The 20,023-nt window shown below is 63.8% G+C and carries 20 protein-coding genes; 4 read left to right on the top strand and 16 right to left on the bottom strand.

All coding sequences use genetic code 11. The features are described from left to right. Positions 1-113: 113 nt before the first annotated feature. On the bottom strand, positions 114-845 hold the full coding sequence (gene istB / locus HGI46_RS13720; protein WP_277346340.1) for an IS21-like element helper ATPase IstB: 732 nt from the start codon (positions 843-845) through the stop codon (positions 114-116). Beyond that, positions 845-2,356 carry an IS21 family transposase gene (gene istA, locus HGI46_RS13715; protein WP_168904657.1) on the bottom strand — a complete coding sequence of 504 codons (1,512 nt, stop codon included), beginning with the start codon at positions 2,354-2,356 and terminating at the stop codon, positions 845-847. Before istA ends, istB begins: the two co-directional genes overlap by 1 nt. Positions 2,357-2,598: 242 nt before the next feature. On the opposite strand from istA, the gene HGI46_RS13710 reads away from it, so the two are divergent. Further along, positions 2,599-2,832: a hypothetical protein gene (locus tag HGI46_RS13710; RefSeq protein WP_168904656.1), complete on the top strand. Its 234-nt coding sequence runs from the start codon at positions 2,599-2,601 to the stop codon at positions 2,830-2,832. A 510-nt stretch (positions 2,833-3,342) separates the two neighbouring features. Here HGI46_RS13710 and HGI46_RS13705 read toward each other — a convergent pair. After that, positions 3,343-4,026: a response regulator transcription factor gene (locus HGI46_RS13705; RefSeq protein ID WP_118073545.1), complete on the bottom strand. Its 684-nt coding sequence runs from the start codon at positions 4,024-4,026 to the stop codon at positions 3,343-3,345. Then, positions 4,023-5,567: a HAMP domain-containing sensor histidine kinase gene (locus HGI46_RS13700; protein ID WP_168904655.1), complete on the bottom strand. Its 1,545-nt coding sequence runs from the start codon at positions 5,565-5,567 to the stop codon at positions 4,023-4,025. The genes HGI46_RS13705 and HGI46_RS13700 overlap by 4 nt, the downstream gene beginning before the upstream one ends. A gap of 285 nt (positions 5,568-5,852) precedes the next feature. Here HGI46_RS13700 and HGI46_RS13695 point away from each other — a divergent pair, with 285 nt between their 5' ends. Then, positions 5,853-6,056, top strand: a complete 204-nt coding sequence (locus HGI46_RS13695) for a hypothetical protein (RefSeq protein WP_118073547.1) — start codon at positions 5,853-5,855, stop codon at positions 6,054-6,056. Between the two features lie 9 nt (positions 6,057-6,065). On the opposite strand, the gene HGI46_RS13690 is transcribed toward HGI46_RS13695, so the two are convergent. The 5 genes from HGI46_RS13690 to HGI46_RS13670 form a co-directional block, all read right to left on the bottom strand. Then, positions 6,066-7,244, bottom strand: a complete 1,179-nt coding sequence (locus HGI46_RS13690; RefSeq protein ID WP_168904654.1) for an NAD(P)/FAD-dependent oxidoreductase — start codon at positions 7,242-7,244, stop codon at positions 6,066-6,068. Next, the gene (locus tag HGI46_RS13685; RefSeq protein ID WP_168904653.1) at positions 7,241-8,860 is read right to left on the bottom strand and encodes an NAD(P)/FAD-dependent oxidoreductase; all 1,620 of its coding nucleotides are present in this window, start codon (positions 8,858-8,860) and stop codon (positions 7,241-7,243) included. Before HGI46_RS13685 ends, HGI46_RS13690 begins: the two co-directional genes overlap by 4 nt. A gap of 42 nt (positions 8,861-8,902) precedes the next feature. Beyond that, entirely contained in the window at positions 8,903-9,481 is a 579-nt protein-coding gene (locus HGI46_RS13680) for a nitroreductase family protein (RefSeq protein WP_168904652.1), read from the bottom strand. Between the two features lie 83 nt (positions 9,482-9,564). After that, positions 9,565-9,981, bottom strand: coding sequence for a DoxX family protein (locus HGI46_RS13675; protein WP_168904651.1), 417 nt, complete (start codon positions 9,979-9,981; stop codon positions 9,565-9,567). 59 nt (positions 9,982-10,040) lie between these two features. Then, a complete protein-coding gene (locus HGI46_RS13670) occupies positions 10,041-10,775 on the bottom strand; it encodes a pirin family protein (RefSeq protein WP_168904650.1) in 735 nt (244 codons plus the stop codon). A gap of 108 nt (positions 10,776-10,883) precedes the next feature. On the opposite strand from HGI46_RS13670, the gene HGI46_RS13665 reads away from it, so the two are divergent. After that, positions 10,884-11,840, top strand: a complete 957-nt coding sequence (locus HGI46_RS13665; protein WP_240946764.1) for a LysR family transcriptional regulator — start codon at positions 10,884-10,886, stop codon at positions 11,838-11,840. Between the two features lie 22 nt (positions 11,841-11,862). On the opposite strand, the gene HGI46_RS13660 is transcribed toward HGI46_RS13665, so the two are convergent. From HGI46_RS13660 to HGI46_RS13635, 6 genes are all read right to left on the bottom strand, one after another. Next, positions 11,863-12,030, bottom strand: a complete 168-nt coding sequence (locus HGI46_RS13660; RefSeq protein ID WP_162896002.1) for a hypothetical protein — start codon at positions 12,028-12,030, stop codon at positions 11,863-11,865. Positions 12,031-12,264: 234 nt separating this feature from the next. Next, positions 12,265-12,714, bottom strand: coding sequence for a MaoC family dehydratase (locus HGI46_RS13655; protein WP_118073552.1), 450 nt, complete (start codon positions 12,712-12,714; stop codon positions 12,265-12,267). After that, on the bottom strand, positions 12,714-14,585 hold the full coding sequence (locus HGI46_RS13650) for an acetyl/propionyl/methylcrotonyl-CoA carboxylase subunit alpha (RefSeq protein ID WP_168904649.1): 1,872 nt from the start codon (positions 14,583-14,585) through the stop codon (positions 12,714-12,716). The genes HGI46_RS13655 and HGI46_RS13650 overlap by 1 nt, the downstream gene beginning before the upstream one ends. A 14-nt stretch (positions 14,586-14,599) precedes the next feature. Further along, a complete protein-coding gene (locus tag HGI46_RS13645) occupies positions 14,600-16,201 on the bottom strand; it encodes a carboxyl transferase domain-containing protein (protein ID WP_168904648.1) in 1,602 nt (533 codons plus the stop codon). Further along, a complete protein-coding gene (locus HGI46_RS13640; RefSeq protein WP_168904647.1) occupies positions 16,198-17,184 on the bottom strand; it encodes an alpha/beta hydrolase-fold protein in 987 nt (328 codons plus the stop codon). Before HGI46_RS13640 ends, HGI46_RS13645 begins: the two co-directional genes overlap by 4 nt. Positions 17,185-17,217: 33 nt before the next feature. Then, on the bottom strand, positions 17,218-18,381 hold the full coding sequence (locus tag HGI46_RS13635; protein WP_168904646.1) for an isovaleryl-CoA dehydrogenase: 1,164 nt from the start codon (positions 18,379-18,381) through the stop codon (positions 17,218-17,220). 100 nt (positions 18,382-18,481) lie between these two features. Between HGI46_RS13635 and HGI46_RS13630 the strand changes: the two genes are divergently transcribed. Next, complete coding sequence (locus HGI46_RS13630; protein ID WP_168904645.1) at positions 18,482-19,339, top strand: LysR family transcriptional regulator; 858 nt, start codon at positions 18,482-18,484, stop codon at positions 19,337-19,339. Here HGI46_RS13630 and HGI46_RS13625 read toward each other — a convergent pair. Continuing rightward, positions 19,332-19,934 carry a murein L,D-transpeptidase catalytic domain family protein gene (locus HGI46_RS13625; RefSeq protein ID WP_240946763.1) on the bottom strand — a complete coding sequence of 201 codons (603 nt, stop codon included), beginning with the start codon at positions 19,932-19,934 and terminating at the stop codon, positions 19,332-19,334. The genes HGI46_RS13630 and HGI46_RS13625 overlap by 8 nt on opposite strands. Between the last annotated feature and the right edge of the window lie 89 nt (positions 19,935-20,023).

Genomic DNA, 20,023 nt, shown 5'->3' with positions numbered 1-20,023 from the left:
CGTGCAATAGGGGACCAGGGTTTGATGCGCGCTTACGCCGTGGCGGGATGGCGGAGGGCGTAGCCCGGAGGCATCCCGCCACGGCGTAAATCGCCTTCTTTTCCAGGTGGTGGTCAGCTGCGGTTCTTGAAGCGCCAGCTATCGTTGCCGGTCTCGATGATGTCGCAGTGGTGCGTGAGCCGGTCGAGCAGAGCGGTGGTCATCTTGGCATCGCCGAAGACCGTGGGCCATTCGCCGAACGCGAGGTTGGTGGTGACGATGACCGAGGTGCGCTCATAGAGCCGGCTGACGAGGTGGAACAGCAACTGTCCGCCGGTACGGGCGAACGGCAGATAGCCCAGTTCGTCGAGGATCAGCAGGTCAAGCCGCGAGAGATGTTCGGCGAGCTTGCCGGTCCGGCCCTGATGGGTCTCCAGTTCGAGCAGGTTCACCAGATCGGTAGTGTTGTAGAACCGGACGCGGGCGCCGCCGCGGATGCAGTTGCGCGCGATGGCGATGCTGAGGTGGGTCTTTCCCGATCCCGTGCCGCCGACCAGCACGACATTGCGCTGGCTGGCGAGGAAGCTGCCGGCGGCAAGGTCGCGCACCAACCCTTCGTTGATCGGCGTTCCGGCAAACTCGAAGCCGTCGAGCTCGCGGGCGAGCGGCAGCTTGGAAGCGGTCATCTGGTACTTGATGGAACGGGCGTGTTTCTCGGCGACCTCAGCCTTCAGCAGGTCGCCAACGACGTGCTGGACGGGGTGCTGGCGCTTGAGGGCGTCGGCAATGACCTCATCATAGGCGTGACGCATGCCGGCGAGCTTCAACTCGGCCATCAAGTCGATGATCTCATGGCGCTCCATCATCATGCTGCCCTCCGCACGGGCAGCAGCCGATCATAGCGGCCAGCATCGGCGATTGGTTCGATCTTGAGCTGCAGATGCTCGGGCGTGGCGATGCTGGGCTCCATCGGCGCCGATCGGGACCGGGCCAGGATATTGAGCACGACATCGGCGCTCGTAACCCCCTGGGCCAATGCTTCGGCGGCGGCGGCTTCCAGCGCGTCGAGACCGTCGACCGTGGCCGCCGTCAGGATCTTGACCATCTGCCGGTCGCCATCGTCGCTGCCCTTCAGCTTGCCGCGGAGACGCTCCAGTGCTGGGGGCAGCGCAAGCTGCTTAAACGGCGCGCCGTTCCTCAGCGCCCCAGGCTTCTTCGCCAGCACCGGCACATAGTGCCAGGGATCATAAACGGTCTGCTCGCGGCCGAAGCGGCGATCGTGCTCGGCGACGATATCGTCGCCCTGGCGGATGACGATGCGGCCGGCATAGGCATGGACCTCAACCGGCCGCCCGAGAGCCCGGGCCGCCACCGAGTACTTGTTGTAATCGAACCGCACCAGGAGCGTCTTGGAGACCGAGGCGGTGACGGAGTGGAAGCCATCGAACGGAGCCGTCGGCATGCGCATCAGCGCCGGCTTCTCGTCCTCGAACACGTCAGCGATGGTACGGTCACGACACTCGGGATGCCGATGGGCACTGGCATGTTCCAGGCAGCGGTCGAGCAGCCAGGCGTTCAACTCCTCGTAGCTGGCAAAGCGCAGCCGGGGCGTGAAGAAACGTTCGCGCACTACACCCACCTGCTTCTCGACTTGCCCCTTCTCCCATCCCGCCGCCGGCGTGCACGCGGTCGGCTCGACCAGATAATGGTTGCACATCTGCAGGAAGCGGCGGTTGAACTTGCGCTCCTTGCCCAGGAACACCGCATCCACCGCGGTGGTCATGTTGTCGTAAATCCCCCGCGTGCAGACGCCGCCAAAGAAGGCGAAGGCTCGAGCATGGGCGTCGAACACCATCTCCTGCGTCTCGCGGGGATAGGCACGTACGAAGAACATCCGGCTATGGCACAGCCGCATATGCGCGACCTTCACCGTCGTCGTCACGCCCGCCAGCACAACGACCTCATGACTCCAGTCGAACTGGTAGGCCTCGCCGGGCTCGAAGCTCAGCGGCACGAACGCGGTCGCCGTGCGACCAACTTCCTCACGCTGCCAGCGACGTGCATGGCGGCGAACCGTATCGTAGCCACCCTCATATCCTTGCGCCCGCAGCGCCTCGAACAGCCGGATCAGCGTCAGCCGTTCACGCCGCGGCTTGCGCTCGTTCTCCGCCAGCAACCGCTCGAGCTCGGCAACGTGGGCGCCGAGCTTGGGCTTCGGCTGAACCGTGCGATCGTAGCCGAACTTGCCGTCCTCCGCTTCGATCGCCTTCCTGACCGTCTTCCTCGAAACATGCAGCCGCCGCGCGATCTCCCGCACCGATTGCCGCTGCACGAAATACGCACGCCTGATCCGTCCAATCGTCTCCACCGTCGTCATCCTCCGCCTCGTCGCCAACCAAAAAAGCTGACGACCATAGATGACCCGGGGGTGGTCCCCGATTAGGCGCCGATCACCGAGTCAGGTGGGCACCACTTGCACGCCGAAACACATTCGACACCATTCACGCGCAGGGCACCGCGCTGTTTGAGTTGCCACAGGCACCGGGTTCCGAAGTCTCGACGAGGACGCCGTCAAACTCGAACAAAGGCCATACCTTCATCGTTGAGGATGGTGCAGTTGTGGCTGACTACTACCACTTCGGCGCCGACGTCGATTACGAGTTCGCCGTGCAGATCCGCTTCGGTCCGGACGCGCAAGAGCGGCTGGCAGAACTGCTGGTGCTCGCACAGCCGGTTTCGCCTGACGCACTGGCTGAGGCTCTGCGAGACCGGTTCGGCACCTATTACGCCACTCGTGATTTCGCCGATGAGAATGGCATCAGCTATGAGGCGCGGCGGGACATGTGGCCATGAGGGGCTGCGATCCTTCCACGCCGTAGCCACATACAAGGAAGCGGACGGGGGTGTAGCTTCGCGGATTCGCAGCTTCAGATGCACATCTCTGGTCTTGGTTTGGCTCTCAAACCGGTTGGCCGCATGGGAGGTGCACCCCATCGCAAAAGGACCAAAAACGGGGGTATCGGTGGGGGTATTTCAGGGCTCAGTCTTCCGAATATCTCTTTAATACAGTGTGATAAGGTGGTTCTATAGGTCCCTCCTCCGCTACCAGGCATTTCCCGAAAGATCAGATATATAGTCGCGGCTCTTGCCAGAGGCGAGGCAGTCCTCCGAACAGGCGTTTCGGAACCTGCCGGTATGAGTGACGGTGGCCTGCACTTCTGGTGACGCACGAGACGTGGCGCGCCTTGGCAAGTTGGGTTTGATCGTGCGGCTGGCCTGGCATTGACTCCAAGCACGCGATGTCGTGCCGTGTCGCGCTGTGACGCGACACTCCAGTAACCGTCACTTCGAGCGGTGCAGCCTTCAGGCCGTGAGGCGGTAGCCGAATCCGCGGACGTTTTCGACGATGGGCGGGCCCAGCGCGTGAAGCTTGCGGCGCAGGCGGCTGAGGTAGACTTCGACGATATTCGTCAGCGGATCGTCCTCGATGCCCCACACCGCACGCAGGATCTCGGTTCGCGAAATGACGGTGCCGGGGGATTCCATCAGCAGCCGCAGCACGCCCATCTCCTTGACCGTCAACTGTACCGGCGACCCGGCGCGGGTGAGGGTCATTGTCCGGGGGTCAAAGTGCAGATCGCCCACTGTAAGACTGCCATCGGGCTGGATCGGACTGAAATGGTGTCGCTCCATCCGGCGCTTGACCGCATCCATCCGGGCCAGCAATTCCTCGAATGCGAAGGGCTTGGGCAAGTAGTCATCCGCCCCACCCTTGAGACCGCGTATGCGGTCCGCCACGTCGTCGCGGGCGGTTACCATGATGATGGGTGTTGCCACGGCAGCTTCGCGCAGGGCCGAGCAGAGATCGAAGCCACTCATATCCGGCAGGTTCACGTCCAGAAGAATGAAGTCGAACGCAAGGTTCGTCGCCAATTCCAGACCGGTGGCGCCGTCGGTTGCCAGCGTTACCTTGTGGCCCTCCTGGGCAAGGCCGCGGTGCAGCGTTGCGGCGAGTTCGACCTCATCTTCAATGAGAAGCAGTTTCATGAGCTTGCACCATCTGTCGGCACATCGGACGACATTAGAGGGAGGCGTATGGTGACGACCGTGCCGACGTTGACCCGGCTGGTCAGGCTGATTGTTCCGCCCATGGCTTCGGTGATAGAGCGGGCGATCGACAGGCCAAGACCCTGCCCGCTGCCGCTACGTCTGCTGCCCCTGCGGAACCGCTGGAACAGGTAGGGCAGATCTTCGGCGGGAATGCCATCGCCGTGGTCGGTGATGGTTATGACGGCCTGATCCTCCTCCACGCCGACCGATGCTTCGACATTGGGGGCGTGAGTGGAATAGCACACCGCGTTGTCGACGACGATGCGGATCACCTGCTTGAGGCGGGCTTCGTCGCCTTCGACGATAACTCTGGAAGGCCCCTCGTGAAGCACGATCTGCCCGCCGTCTGCTTCGATGACGCGGTGGAAGTCGGCGATGCTGTCGGTCACTGCCGCAACCGCGTCGACCGGTTCGATGGTGGTATGCAGCATCGGCTCTTCTGCACGCGCCAGGTTCAGCATGTCCTCGATCATTTCGGCCATGAGCTCTGACAAGCGGACCACCCGATCCAGCGCGCTGCGCAGGTCAACCGATTGAGCCGAGGTATTGCGCAGCGTGATTTCGGCTTCGCTGCGCATGATGGAAAGGGGGGTGCGCAGTTCATGGCTGGCATCGGCCAGAAACTGCTGACGCAGCCGGTTCGAGCGCTCAAGCGAACGGTTGGTTGCGGCAAGTTCGCTGGTGCGCCGGGCAACGGCCCGCTCAAGCTCCTCGTTGGACCTGCGAAGCGTATCAGCGCTTTTGCCGACACGAGATGCCATGATGTTGAAGCTCTCGGCGATTGCGCGAAATTCGGTTGTGCCGACGATGGGCACGCGCGGGTTGTAATCGCCTTCGGCCATGGCGCGCGTGCCTTGCAGGAGGTTTCCGAGCGGGCGGATCAGCTGGCGCTGCCCCCAGAACACGGCGAGCAGGCCGCAAACGGTCACGACCGTTACCGTCAGCGTCAGGGTATCGATTACGCCCTGGAACGTCTCGATCGAGCTGCGGTGATACTCCTTGGCCTCGCGCTCCTCGATCTTGATCGCTTCGAAGACGAGGTCTTCCCAGACCGTATCCGGTTTATCGCCCCTCAGCGAACGCTCGAGGCTGGCGCCGATCTTCTTCAGGGTTTCCCGCTGCTGGACTTCTTCTTCTATCTCCGAGGCGCGCTGCTTGCGCTTGAGCGGCGTCTCGCTGATCATCTTGATCTCGGCGTTGATGTAACGCTCCGCATTGGTGACGTGGGAGCGGACGCCATCGATGTAGAGTTCGCGGTCCTGTACGAAAGCGGCCGGATCGGTGTAGCGCTCTTGCTGGAGGGTGTATCCCAGAACGGCAAGCCGCTGGAACGCGCTGAGCGATTGCGACGAGGCTTCCGACCTAGCCTGCTGCGCACGGATGACTTTCACCGCATGGTTGGCAATCACACCGGGCACCGCGACGATGAACAGCACGAACACCAACGACACCCACAGCTTCAGGCGCAGCGCGTTCATGTGCAAATCGCCCGCTGCATGGCGAAGCGATTGCGGGCACTATGCCTGGCGTCGGGCGATGAAACGCCTCGCTTCGATTGTAACATAAAAATGGTATTCCCCTGCATGCGCCGCTGCTTCGAGCTCAAGCACCGGCACACGCCCTGACCTCGCGCTCACATTGTCCTGACAACGCTTTCCGATCAACGAATTGGCCGATTAAATTTCCATGAATGCGACAGGCCGTACGTCCGGTTCAGCAAGCCGATGGATGACAATACACCGAGTCCATGGCATCGCAGTTGCATGCGCACCACTCACGATGAAGCAAGCGTTCGCCTTTACCATCTCGGAGACGGGCCCGAGGGCGGTTCGGCCGATACGCTGTTCTATGGGCCGTTGAGCGAGGCGCTGCGCATCGCGGCCGAGCAGCCGGTTGAAGTTCAGGAAGGGCTGTTCATCGCAACCGACAATGATGTGGTGGCTTATCTGGACCTGATCGAGAGTTAAGCCTGGCGTTCAAACGGCTTCGCCTGCCGCACGGCCGCTGGCCCAGGCCCACTGGAAATTGTATCCCCCCAGCCACCCGGTCACATCCACGGCCTCGCCAATGGCGTGAAGGCCAGGCGCTTTTACTGCAGCCATGGTTTTCTGGTTCAGCGCGCGGGTGGAAATGCCACCAGCGGTGACTTCCGCCTTGGCATAGCCTTCGGTGCCGTTGGGATTGAACGGCCAGCGTGCAAGTTGCTGCTGCGCCTTGCGCAAGTCAGCGTCGCGCATGGCGGAAAGTTCGCCCTCCAGGCCGAGCCGACTGCCAAGCGCTTCTGCAAGCCGTTCCGGCAGCCGGCGTGCGAGCGCGGAGCGGAAGGCCGCGCGGGGACGCTGGCGCTTTTCCTCGATCAGCCAGTCGGCGCCTTCTTCGGGCAGGAAGTTGACGGCGATCGGCGTGCGGTGCTGCCAGTACGAGGAAATCTGCAGCATGGCCGGTCCCGACAGGCCCTTGTGCGTGAACAACGCGGCCTCGCGGAAGGATGTCTTGCCCCAGTGCGTGACGACATCGGTCGAAACGCCCGAGAGTGAGCGGAACAGCGCTTCGTCTTCACCCAAGGTGAAGGGCACGAGGGCGGGGCGGGTCTGCACCACCGGCAGGCCGAACTTGCGCGCGATTTCGAATGCGAAGCCGGTTGCGCCCATTTTGGGTATGGACAGGCCACCGGTTGCAAGGATCAAGGCGGGGGCGCGGTTTTCGCGGCCATCGATCGTCACGCGGTAACGACCGTCGGCGTGATCCACTGCACTCACGCCCTGGCCGAAGGCGAAGATCACGCCGCCATCGCGGCATTCGGACATCAGCATATCCACGATCTGCCGGGCAGAACTGTCACAGAACAATTGGCCAAGCGTCTTCTCGTGCCAGGCGATGCCGTGGCGATTGACCAGCGCGATGAAGTCTGCAGGCGTGTAGCGCGCAAGGGCGGAGCGCGCGAAGTGCGGATTTTCGGAGATGTAACGGTCTGCCGCCGTGTGGATGTTGGTGAAGTTGCAGCGTCCGCCGCCCGAGATCAGGATCTTCTTGCCCGGCTCGTCGGCGTGATCGACCAGCAGGACGCGGCGCCCGCGCTGGCCTGCCGTCAGCGCAGCCATCAGCCCCGCCGCGCCCGCGCCAAGGATGATCGCGTCGTAGTCGGCGGCGCTCACGCGAGGAGTTCGGTGGCGAGGGCCTCGGCCACCTTGATCCCGTCAACCGCGGCCGAAAGGATGCCGCCGGCATAGCCTGCGCCCTCGCCGGCAGGGTAGAGGCCGCGTGTGTTGAGGCTCTGGCAATCCTTGCCGCGCGTGATGCGGACGGGCGAGGAAGTGCGTGTCTCGACCCCGGTCATCACCACGTCAGGGTGGTCATAGCCCGGGACCATGCGACCGAAGGCGGGCAGGGCTTCGCGGATGGATTCGATCACGTAGTCGGGCAGGCACTTCTTGAGTTCGGTGAGGTGGACGCCGGGCTTGTAGCTCGGGATCACGCTGCCGAATTCGGTGGATGGGCGGTCTGCCAGAAAATCGCCCAGTTTCTGGCCCGGCGCCATGTAGTTGCGCCCGCCCGCCTCGAAGGCGAGGCTTTCCCAGTGGCGTTGGAAGGCCATGCCCGCCATCGGTCCGCCGGGGTAGTCCTTGCTCGGATCGATATCGACGACGATGCCCGAGTTGGCGTTGAACTCGGCGCGCGAATACTGGCTCATGCCGTTGGTGACGACGCGGCCTTCCTCGCTGGTCGCGGCGACGACGCGCCCGCCCGGGCACATGCAGAAGGAATAGACCGTGCGCCCGTTCTTGCACTTGTGCGAGATCGAGTAGGCCGCGGGACCGAGGATCTTGTTGCCGGCGCTGGGGCCATAGCGCGCAGTGTCGATCCAGCTTTGCGGGTGTTCGATGCGCACGCCGATGGCAAACGGCTTGGCTTCGATGTGGACCCCGCGGTCGTACAGGACCTGGAAGGTGTCGCGCGCGGAATGGCCGACTGCCATGATCACGTGGCGCGCGGGCAGGAACGAGCCGTCCGACAGGTGCAGGCCGGCAATCCGACGTGTCCCATCCGCGGCGGTCTCGATCTCGAAGTCCTCGACGCGCGTCTGGAAGCGGTACTCGCCCCCAAGGCTCTCGATCGTCTCGCGCATCGACATCACCATGGTGACGAGGCGGAACGTGCCGATGTGCGGGTGGGCTTCGGTCAGGATATCGTCGGGGGCGCCCGCCTTGACGAACTCCACGAGCACCTTGCGGCCGAGATGACGCGGGTCCTTGATGCGGCTGTAGAGCTTGCCATCAGAAAACGTGCCGGCACCGCCTTCGCCGAACTGCACGTTCGATTCCGGTTCGAGGACGGATCGGCGCCACAGGCCCCAAGTGTCCTTGGTGCGCTCACGCACGGCCTTGCCGCGCTCGATGATGATGGGCTTCAATCCCATTTGTGCGAGGATCAGTGCAGCCAGCAACCCGCAAGGCCCTGCGCCGATGACAACGGGCCGTTCACCGTCCCAGCCCTCGGGGGCCATGACCGGGAACCTGTAGGAGGTGTCGGGCGTGGGCTTGACGTTCTGGTCATCGGCAAAGCGGGCCAGCACTTCGGCCTCGTTCGCCACGATGCAATCGACCACGTAGGTCAGCAGGATCGCGTGCTTCTTGCGGGCATCGTTGCCGCGGCGGAAGATCTGGTAGCGCGTGAGGTCTGCGGGAGCGATGTCCAGGCGCGCGCAAATCGCCGCCGGAAGGTCTTCGGCGGCGTGGTCGAGAGGCAGTTTCAGTTCATTGATGCGAAGCATGGCGCCGCCCTAGCCAATTTGGCCGGGCGGCGCCACACGTCCTTAGTCCTTGAACGGTCCGGCGAAAGCGATTTCGCTGACCGGCTTGCGGTCGCTGACCACTTCGCGCTCGCGCAGCATGTCGGGCAACTGCGACTTGTCGCCCTGCTTGCCGATCACGAAAGCCATTTCCACGCGGTAGCCTTCGGGCAGGTTGAGCACTTCGGCAGCCTTGGCGAAGTCGACCCCGGTCATGCCGTGGGTATGGTATCCGAGGTGGAGCGCCTGAAGTGCGGCGTTGGCCCAGGCAGCGCCGGCATCGAAGCTGTGGCTATGGTTCGGGTTGTCGCCGCGATCGCTGCGCATGAATTCATCGGAGACGACATAGACCAGCACGCCCGCGTCCTTGGCCCAACTCTGGTTGAATTCGACCAGCGCGGAAAGAAACGTGTCGAAGTTCGCATCGCCCTTGTGGGCAAAGGCAAAGCGCCACGGCTGGTAGTTGTAGGCGCTGGCGGCAAGACCTGCGGCTTCGAAGATCACGTCGAGATCAGACTGCGGCACGGCCGAGCCATCGAATGCGCGCGGGCTCCAGCGGTCGACGATGAGCGGCAGGACGCGGGGGGAAGCGGTACGGGTCATGAAATGCTCCTTGGAGAGGTCAGCGGAAGATAAGATGGTGGAGCCGGAGCGCAACTGCTCTCCGGCTCGCGGGGGGGTAGGGATCAGCGGCGGTCGAAACCGAACCGGCCCGAGCCGAATGCGGCCACCTGAAGCAGACCACCGGCCAGCGCCACGTTCTTGAAGAAGTGGATGAACTGGTTCTGGTCAGCCAGGTTGGCGTGGAAGCCGAACGCTGCGGCAAGGCTGAACACTGCGATGGCCGAAGCGACGATACGGGTGCGGATGCCGGCGATCAGCAGCAGGCCGCCGACCAGTTCCACGGCCACGGCAACGCCATAGGCAAGGCTCGGGGCGGGCAGGCCAGCGCTGGTGATGTAGGCGATGGTCCCGGTCGGGTCGGCCAGCTTGGAAACGCCGCTCAGCACGAAGATCGCGGCGAGGAGGACGCGGCCGGCTGCCGCAAGCAGGTCGGAAGTGGCGGATGGGGCGCGGCGCGTCTCTATTGCGATTGCGGTCATGGGATCGGTCCTTTGCAACAGTCGTGATTGGGGAATGTGAGGGAACAGTTCGGTCACGGTCAGGCCGCGTCGACGAGCACAAGCTCGGCATCCTCGAGAGCGGTGATGACGATCTCGGTCACGCCGGTGATGGCCACGCCATCGCGGGCATTGGCTTCGACATCGCCGATGCGGATCTTGCCGCGGGCAGGAACCAGATAGGCGTGACGATCTTCGGTGAGGTCGTAGCGCACCGTTTCGCCGGCCTTGACCGTCGCGCCAAGAACGCGGGCGTTGGCGTTGATCGTCAGTACGTCGCTGTCTCCGGCAATGCCCGAGGCGAGCGGAACGAACTTGCCTTCACGGCTGTCCTTGGGGAAGGGGCGCGCACCCCAGCTGGGGGCGTGGCCGCGACGATCCGGGATGATCCAGATCTGGAACAGGCGGGTTTCCTCGTCCTCAAGGTTGAATTCCGAGTGGGCAATGCCCGTGCCTGCCGACATGACCTGCACGTCGCCCGCTTCGGTGCGGCCTTCGTTGCCGAGGCTGTCACGATGGGTGATCGCGCCCTTGGTCACGTAAGTGATGATCTCCATGTCGCTGTGCGGATGGGTGGGGAAGCCGCTCTTTGGCGCGATGCGGTCGTCGTTCCATACGCGCAGCGCACCCCAGTGGACGCGGGCCGGATCATGGTATCCGCCGAACGAGAAGTGATGATGAGCGTCGAGCCAGCCGTGGTTCGCTGCACCGATCGAGGCGAAGGGGCGCAGTTCGATGTGAGCCTTGGTAGCGGTCGTGTTGGTAGTCTGGGTCATGGCGATTTCTCCAAACGGGCGGCTTGGGTTCCGTCCTGTTGAGGTGGAGATAGGCCTTGCAGGTCATTCGGAATATCCCGATAAGTTAAATCAGGATGTTCGAATTTCTTGAAAGGTCATCTCTTGGACGTCGGCCAGCCAACCCTTGACCAGCTCCGCCTGTTCCTCGCGGTCGTCGATGAGGGCAGCTTCAATGGCGCTGCGCGCAAGCTCGGGCGCGCTATCTCGGTGGTGAGCTACGGTATCGTCACCCTGGAGACGCAGCTCGGCGTGACGCTGTTCGATCGCGAGGGATCCAAGAAGCCGGTGCTGACGCCCGCTGGCAAAGCCATGCTCGCACAGGCGCGCGCGGTAAGCGATGATGTCGATGCGCTGATCGCCGGGGTCCGCAATTTCAACCAGGGCCTGGAAGCGGAACTGGGGCTGGCGATCGACGTGATGTTCCCGACGCACCTTGTTGCCGAAGTGCTGCGCCAGTTCCAGATGCTCTACCCCACGGTGCAATTGCGCCTTTACGTCGAAGCACTGGGGACCATCGCGGCCATGGTGGTCGACGGGCGCGCGGAGCTTGGCATTGCCGGGCCGGAACTGGTGGCGATCCCTGATCTCGAACGCGAGGCGATTGGCGAGGTCGAACTGATCCCAGTCGCCGCGCCCGATCATCCGCTGGCGCGGCTGGATGTGATCCCGCCGGGTGAGGCGCGCAAGCATCGCCAGCTGGTGCTGACCGATCGCTCGCAACTAACGCAGGGGCGTGACTTTTCCGTGTTCGCGGCGAGCACCTGGCGGCTGGGAGACCTCGGTGCCCGCCACGCGCTGCTGCGCGAAGGGATCGGCTGGGGCAATATGCCGCGCCATCTGATCGAGACGGATCTTGCGACCGGGCGGCTCAAACGCCTGGCCTTGCCCGAGGCGCCGGGAATGGCATACCGCTTTCACGCGGTGTGGCGACGCGATTGTCCGATAGGGCCAGCGCGGGCCTGGGTGCTGGACGCTCTGCGCGAGCGGCTTACGCGCTGTCCGGCCCAGCGCCCAACTGCGACAACGCCCCCTCAGCAGAACTGACGGGGCGCTGCGACGAATAAGCTCAGGTGCCGCCGCTCTTGCGCTTGAAGGCGGCGTTGTCATTGGCCTTGATCTTGGCGATCTGGAGGCCTGGGCTGGGCGGAAAGCCGTTCTTCGGCCCCGGCTCCGGATTGCCCTTTCCGGGTGTAGCGACTGGTACGATTGGCGGGCTGGCGCGTGTCCCGGCCATGGCTGCAGTCGGCAGAATCAAGCCCGCAGCAATCCCCGTGGCAAGAAGCCACTTCTTTACGTCCAACATTTCTGAATGCCCCCGAAGTTTGTTTCAGGCAGTTTTCATCGGTCCCGAAAGACGCTGCCCTTGTTCATGATTTGGGGGCAGTCGGTTTACCGAAATGAAATGTTCTTAATTAAATCGATATTTACCATGATTATTGGCTCCAAAATGACGAAATGGGTCTGCAGATCACGGCCGTTTCTTGAGCAGTGCGGAGCGCAGGCAGCGGCAGACGACCTCGCCGCGCTGGTTCAAAAGTTCATGCTTGAACGTGGTGATGCCCGCATCCGGCCGCGATCTACTTTCCCGTAAATCAACTACTTCACTGGTTGCGCGCATCGTATCGCCGATGAATACCGGGGCCGGCATGACCAGCTTGTCATACCCCAGATTGGCCACAAGCGTGCCGAGGGTCGTGTCGCCAACCGACAGGCCAACCATTAGTGCGAAAGTGAAAGTACCGTTCACGAGAATCTGGCCGAACTCGCTGGCCTTGGCCGCCTCCACATCGATGTGCAGCGGCTGCGGGTTGTGAGTCATGGTCGAAAACAACAGGTTATCGGTCTCGGTCACGGTCCTGCGAATCTCGTGCTCGATTCGGTCGCCGATTCGCCATTCGTCGAAGTATTTGCCCGCCATCAGCCTTCTGCCTTCTTGATCTGCGCCAGCAGTGCCTCGACCTGAACCTGCGCTCCGGCCACGGCGTTAAGCTCTTCGACCACGCCATCGAACGGCGCAGTCAGCGCATGCTCCATCTTCATGGCTTCAAGCACCATGAGCTTCTGTCCCTCGGTGACGGACTCACCGGCTGCGACGTCCACCGAAATGACCTTGCCCGGCATGGGGGCGATGATCGCACCATCCGAGGCGCCGCCGCCAGCTCCACCTTCAGCCCTTGCCAGTTGCACCAGGAAACGTTCGCCACCTTCGTCGATGCTGGTGACTGTTTCGCCTGGCCAGTAATCGACCGCTGGCTCCTCCGGCATTTCGACAACGAACGCCCGCCCGAATTGATCTGCCAAGTGTACATCGCGCCTTGGGGCGGCGTTCATGCGGAAGCCCGACTGGCTGGTCCAAGGGCTGTCGCCCGGCGTGCCGACCAGCCGCATCGCCGCAAGCCCGAGCGCCTCGGGCGTCGGTTCCGGGCGGGCGGTGAGGCTTTCGAGGTTGCGTTCGATCAGCCCGGTATCGACCACCCCGGCTTCAAAAGCGGTGTGCCCCAGCAGGCGCCACAGGAACCCGCTGTTGGTGATCAGCGGGCCGACCACGCCTTCGTCCAGCGTTTCGCGCAAGCCGGCTATGGCCTCGGTCCGCGTCTCCCGATGCACGATCACCTTTGCGATCATGGGATCGTAGAAGGGCGAGATTTCTGCCCCGGCTTCAACTCCGGTATCGATGCGCGCGCGATACTGCGGGAAGTGGAAGTCGTCCACGCGCCCGATGCTGGGAAGAAAACCCTTCGAGGCATCCTCGGCGTATAGCCGCGCTTCCATGGCCCAGCCATTGATGCTCAACTCGTCCTGCCGCTTCGGAAGCGGCTCGCCCGAGGCAACGCGCAGCTGCCATTCGACCAGATCGACGCCGGTGATTTCTTCGGTCACCGGGTGCTCGACCTGCAGGCGGGTGTTCATTTCCATGAACCAGATGCGGTCGGCGCGCAGGCCTTCCGAGCCATCGGCGATGAACTCGATCGTGCCCGCGCCCTCGTAATCCACGGCCTTGGCCGCGCGGACGGCAGCGCCGCAGACTGCTTCGCGTGTCGCCTCGTCCATGCCGGGGGCAGGGGCCTCCTCGATCACCTTCTGATGCCGCCGCTGCAGCGAGCAATCGCGCTCGAACAGGTGGACGACATTGCCGTGAGCATCGCCGAAGACCTGCACTTCGATGTGGCGAGGAGAGAGAATGTACTTCTCGATCAGCACGCGATCATCGCCAAAGGATGACGTCGCCTCACGACGGCATGACGCCAAGGCCTCGGCGAAATCGGCGGAACTCTCCACCCGCCGCATCCCCTTGCCGCCGCCACCGGCCACGGCCTTGATCAGCACCGGATAGCCGATCGCATCGGCCTCGGCCTGCAAGCGCTCCGGCGATTGATCCTCGCCCAGATAGCCCGGCGTCACCGGTACGCCTGCCGCAATCATCCGCGCCTTGGCCGCATCCTTGAGGCCCATCGCCGTGATCGAGGCAGGCTTCGGCCCGACCCACACCAGCCCGGCATCGATCACCGCCTGGGCGAACCCGGCGTTCTCCGACAGGAACCCATAGCCCGGATGGATCGCCTCGGCGCCGGTCGCGAGCGCCGCTGCGATGATCTTCTCGCCCACCAAATAGCTCTCGCGCGCAGGCGAGGGGCCGATGTGCACGGCCTCATCCGCCTGCCGCACATGCAGCGCGTTGGCATCGGCATCGGAATAGACCGCAACCGTACGAATGCCCATGCGGCGCGCGGTGCGGATGACCCGGCAGGCGATCTCGCCACGATTGGCGATAAGGAGGGATTTGATCATAGCCTTCGCCTCCATCACATCCGGAACACGCCAAAGCGCGGCGCTTCGGCAATCGGCGCTTCGAGGCACGCTTCCAGCGCCAATCCCAGCACATCCCTTGTCTGCACCGGATCGATCACGCCATCATCCCACAGCCGCGCTGTGGCGTAGTAGGGATTGCCCTCGTCCTCGTACTTCTGGCGGATCGGCGCCTTGAACGCTTCCGCCTCTTCCGGCGACCACTTGTCGGCATCGCGGTGAACCGTGGCGAGGACTGAAGCCGCCTGCTCGCCGCCCATCACACTGATGCGCGCGTTGGGCCAGGTGAACAGGAAGCGCGGGGAATAGGCGCGGCCGCACATGCCATAGTTGCCCGCACCGAAGCTGCCGCCGATCAGCACGGTGATCTTGGGCACCTGCGCCGTTGCCACGGCGGTGACCAGCTTGGCGCCATGTTTGGCGATGCCCTCGGCCTCGTATTTGCCGCCGACCATGAAACCCGAGATGTTCTGCAGGAACAGCAGCGGAATGCGGCGCTGGCAGGCGAGTTCGATGAAGTGCGCGCCCTTCTGAGCGCTTTCGGAAAACAGCACGCCGTTGTTCGCAAGGATCGCTACCGGCAGCCCATGGATATGGGCAAAGCCGCAGACCAGCGTGGTGCCGTAGAGCGCCTTGAATTCGTGAAATTCGGATGCATCGACGATCCGCGCGATCACTTCGTGCACATCATAGGGCGCGCGCACGTCGTCAGGGATGATCGAGTACAGTTCTTCCGGATCGTACTTCGGCGGCACCGGCTCACGCCGTGCAATGCCCGCAGCTCCTGCGGCGCCAATATGCGAGACGATATCGCGCACGATGGTCAGCGCGTGTTCGTCATTGTCGGCCAGATGATCGACCACGCCCGACTTGCGCGCGTGCAGGTCGCCGCCGCCCAAGGCCTCGGCGGTAATCTCCTCGCCGGTCGCGGCCTTGACCAGCGGCGGCCCGGCCAGAAAGATCGTACCCTGTTCGCGCACGATCACCGTCTCGTCCGACATCGCGGGAACGTAGGCCCCACCGGCGGTGCATGATCCCATGACGCTGGCGATCTGCGGAATGCCCCGCGCGCTCATGTTCGCCTGATTGAAGAAGAACCGGCCGAAGTGGTCGCGGTCGGGGAAGACCTCGGCCTGGTTGGGCAGGTTCGCTCCGCCACTATCGACCAGATAGATGCACGGCAGGCGGTTCTCCTGCGCAATCTCCTGCGCGCGCAGGTGCTTCTTCACCGTCATCGGGAAATAGGTGCCGCCCTTGACCGTGGCGTCATTGGCAAAGACCATGCACTGGCGGCCGGATATGCGTCCAACCCCGGCAATGATCCCGGCGCCGGGCACCTCGTCGCCGTACATCCCGTTCGCGGCCAGCTGGCCGATCTCGAGAAATGGTGAGCCCGGATCGAGCAGGCGCTCCACGCGGTCGCGCGGGAGCAGCTTGCCGCGCGAGACATGGCGTTCGCGGCTGCGTTCGTCACCGCCGAGCGCAGCCTTGGCAACGCGCTCGCGCAGTTCCCGTGCCAGCGCGCGATTGTGCGCCGCACGGGCCTGCGCCTGTTCGGAGGTGAGGTCGAGGTTGCTGGAGAGAACCGGTGCGCTCAACGCGTGCTGCCTTTCAGGTGCTTGGTGAAGAACGGCAGCACATGCGTGCGGAAGCGCTCCTTCACCCGGTTGCCGTGGTCGCCCACATAGATTTCCCAGTCGTGCGCAATGCCGAACCGGGCCAGGGTTTCGTGGATCAGTTCATCGTCCGCGCGGACGAAGTCGGTATCGCCGGTGTCGATGGCGATGCCGCTCATGCGGCGCAGTGATGGGAGATACTGCGAGGCCATGGCCACGGGCGAATTGGCTGCCCACTTGGCGATGACCAGATCATTCACCTTGCCTCCGCTGGTGCCAAGATCGGCATAGAACGGCGGCTTGGCCGGGTTGGGGGACCATGCCGTGGCGACCGCGAAGTTGCCGCGGCTCATCCAGTCCGCGGTCAACGCCTGATCGACCGACCAGCCTTCGTATTTCGGATCGGCCGACGAAGCGGGTCGCGGGATCTGGCAGCAGGGGTTCATCGCATAGAGCGCGCCGAACACGTCCGCTCGCTTCATGCCAAGCTTGAGCGTGCCGTAACCGCCCATCGAATGACCGGAAAGGCCGCGCGCGTCGCGCGAGGGGATCGTGCGGAAGTGCTTGTCAGTCCAGGTCACCAGGTCTTGCGCTATGAAGTCCTCGAAGTTCCCCACTGTCGGCGAGTTCGAATACATCGAACCGCCCCACTTGGTCATGCTGTCGGGCACGACAATGATTGCTTCCGTGCCCGAGGCCTTGAGCGCGGCATCGAAGTCGTTGCGCTCGACATACTGGTCTGCGGTCGAATTGTAGCCGTGGAGGAAGTACACCACCGGATAGCGCCGCGTCTTCGACTTGTCGTAGCTGTCCGGCAGGAACACGTAGACCGTACGGTCGGCTGAATTGCCCTCAAGATTGCCCTCTACCGCCACGCTGTGAACGGTCGTCTTTTCCATCCGGGCAAGCGCCGGATTGGCAAGGCCGACCAGGGCTGCACAGGCAATGACGGCTTTCAGGCGCATGAGTCTCTCCGCAAGATCGTTATCTTCCGCCGATCAGCGCGCTCCGATAAGTTCGCGGCCGATCAGCATCCTGCGGATTTCATTGGTTCCGGCGCCGATGTCCAGCAACTTGGCATCGCGCAGGTAGCGCTCAACCGGCCAGTCCTTGGTATAGCCCGCGCCGCCCAGCGCCTGCACGGCCTCGCCCGAGACGCGGAAGGCGTTTTCGCTGGCCAGCAGGATCGCGCCGGCAGCGTCGAAGCGCGTGGTCTGCCCGGCGTCACAGGCCTTGGCCACAGCATAGACATATGCGCGCGCCGACTGGATCGCGACGTACATGTCGGCGACCTTGGCCTGCATCAGCTGGAAGGTGCCGATCGGCTGGCCGAACTGCTTGCGCTCGCGCACATAGGGGATGACCGTGTCGAGGCAGGCCTGCATGATGCCGATCTGCATACCGGCCAGTACCACCCGCTCGTAATCAAGGCCGCTCATCAGCACGCCCACGCCGCCGTGGAGCGGACCCATCACGTTCTCTTCGGGCACGAAGCAGTCTTCGAACACCAGTTCGCAGGTGGGCGAGCCGCGCAGGCCCATCTTGTCGATCTTCTGCCCGATCGAGAAACCGGGCATGTCCTTCTCGATCAGGAAGGCGGTGATGCCCCGGCTGCCCGCTTCGGGCGACGTCTTGGCATAGACCACCAGCGTATCGGCATAAGTGCCGTTGGTGATCCAGAACTTGGTGCCATTGAGGCGGAAGCCGCCCGCGACGGGTTCCGCGCGCAGCTTCATCGAGACGACGTCAGACCCTGCGCCTGCTTCCGACATTGCAAGGCTGCCGACATGCTCGCCCGAGATCAGCTTGGGCAAGTACTTCGCCTTCTGCTCGTCGTTGCCCCAGCGGCGGATCTGGTTGACGCACAAGTTCGAGTGCGCGCCATAGGACAGCCCGACCGAGCCCGAGGCCCGGCTTACTTCTTCGACAGCAATGACGTGATCGAGATAGCCAAGGCCCAGTCCGCCGAACTCTTCCTCCACCGTGATGCCGTGCAAGCCCAGCGCACCCATCGGCTCCCACAGTTCGCGCGGGAAGCGGTCGTTGCGGTCGATCTCGGCGGCGAGCGGCGCGATCTGTTCATCGGCAAAGCGGCCCGCGGCCTCGCGGATCATCAGGGCGCTTTCGGTCAAGCCGAAATCGAAATCGGGCGTGGCGCGCATCTTGGGCATCCTCTGCAAACTTGTCGCGGCGCAGGATACCATTGCCAAACCAACGCTCAAAATTGATTTACATCGCGGTTTGTGATAGGTTTTTCCTATGATGAAGCGCGCGCATCTTCGCCAGTTCCTGGCCGTCGTCGAGACCGGCAATTTCACTCGTGCGGCCGAGCGGCTGGCAATCTCGCAGCCAACACTTTCGGCCGCGATCGCCGAACTCGAACGCCTGGCGGGCACGCGGCTTTTCCTGCGCGAGCGGCGGCAAGTGCGGTTGACCGAGGCTGGCACGCGCCTCGTGACGCATGCCCGCGCGATCGAACGGGAGTTTCGCGCCGCCGAAGCCGCCTTTGCCGAAGCGCCGCTCCCGCTCAGCCCGTTGCGCCTCGGCGTCCTGCCCTCGATCGCAACGACCATGCTTTCCGGTCTGGCGCGCCTTTTCGCAGGGCCGCAGCCGCTCGTGCTTTCGGAAGGCACCGACGCTGAACTCAGGCGCAAGCTGGGAGATGGGCAGGTGGATGCTGTCCTCACGCTGATGCGCCCTGAAGACGCTGACAGGCCCTCGGTCGCGCTGCTGGAGGAGGGTTACCGCCTGCTCATTCCCGAAGGTCACCCGCTGGCCGGTGCGACCTTGCTCCATGCCAGCGACGTCGCGGCCGAAACCATGATTGCGCGCCGCTCATGCGAAATCCTTGGCGAGACCAGTCGCTGGTTCACCCAACGCGGCGTGCGTCCGCCGTTCTTCCTGCGCTCGTCCAACGACGATCGCTGCATCGAGATGGTGCGGGCAGGCATGGGCGTGACAACCGCGCCGCAATCGCTGGCGCGTGACGGAGTTGTGGCGGTGCCGCTGGCAGACTACGATTTCCGGCGGAGCATCGGGCTCATAGCCGCGCGCGAACGGCCTGATCTTGTCGGCGAGGGTAGCGCGCTGGCCGAAGCTGCGCGAGCCGCGTTTACTTGACGGCGTAGAGCAGGCGGCCTTCGCCCAGCCGCTCCAGCACGCCGCCGATGTCGCTGTTCGAGAACGCGAAGCAGCCCTGGCTCCGACCGATGCGGCCTTGCGTCTCGGCCATGTCCTCGCTGACATAGCTCGCTGCGTGGATCACGATGCCGCGCTCGAGCGCCGCACTGTTGGCGTCCTCCAGCCCGATCAGTCGGCGTGAACGGCCATGCTTGCCGTAGTAGGTCACGCCGGTGAGAAAGGCGCCGGGGCTCGACGCGTTGGAGCCATAGGCGTTGGAAAACCGCTGCACCCAGCCACTGTTGGCCGGATCGGACCCGCTGCCATGAGAGACGAGGTGCGAGGAGACGAGCTTGCCGCCCGCGACGTCGACGAGATGAAAGCGAGCCTCGCGCGAGGCCTTGCCGAAATCTACCAGCCCGACGAGATCGCGATGGCGGATATGCGCGCCATGCGCATCCAGCGCGGCAATCGCACGTTGCACCAGCAAGGGCGGCGTCGGCCGTGCGAACGGCGAGACTTCCGGCTCTTTCAAAGGAGTTACAGCCATCGCCGGCTGGCCCGAAACGGCCATGCTGCCCAGCGTTGCAACCATGGCGCCCAAAAATTGGCGCCGATCAGGAACCATTATGCGAGACCCCGGTTATCGTCCATTGGGCCTCAAATTGTATGCAGCGCGTCACA

It is taken from the genome of Novosphingobium sp. ERW19 (genome assembly GCF_012641315.1).
Taxonomy (GTDB): domain Bacteria; phylum Pseudomonadota; class Alphaproteobacteria; order Sphingomonadales; family Sphingomonadaceae; genus Novosphingobium.
This window is presented reverse-complemented; position numbering and strand designations above follow the sequence as displayed.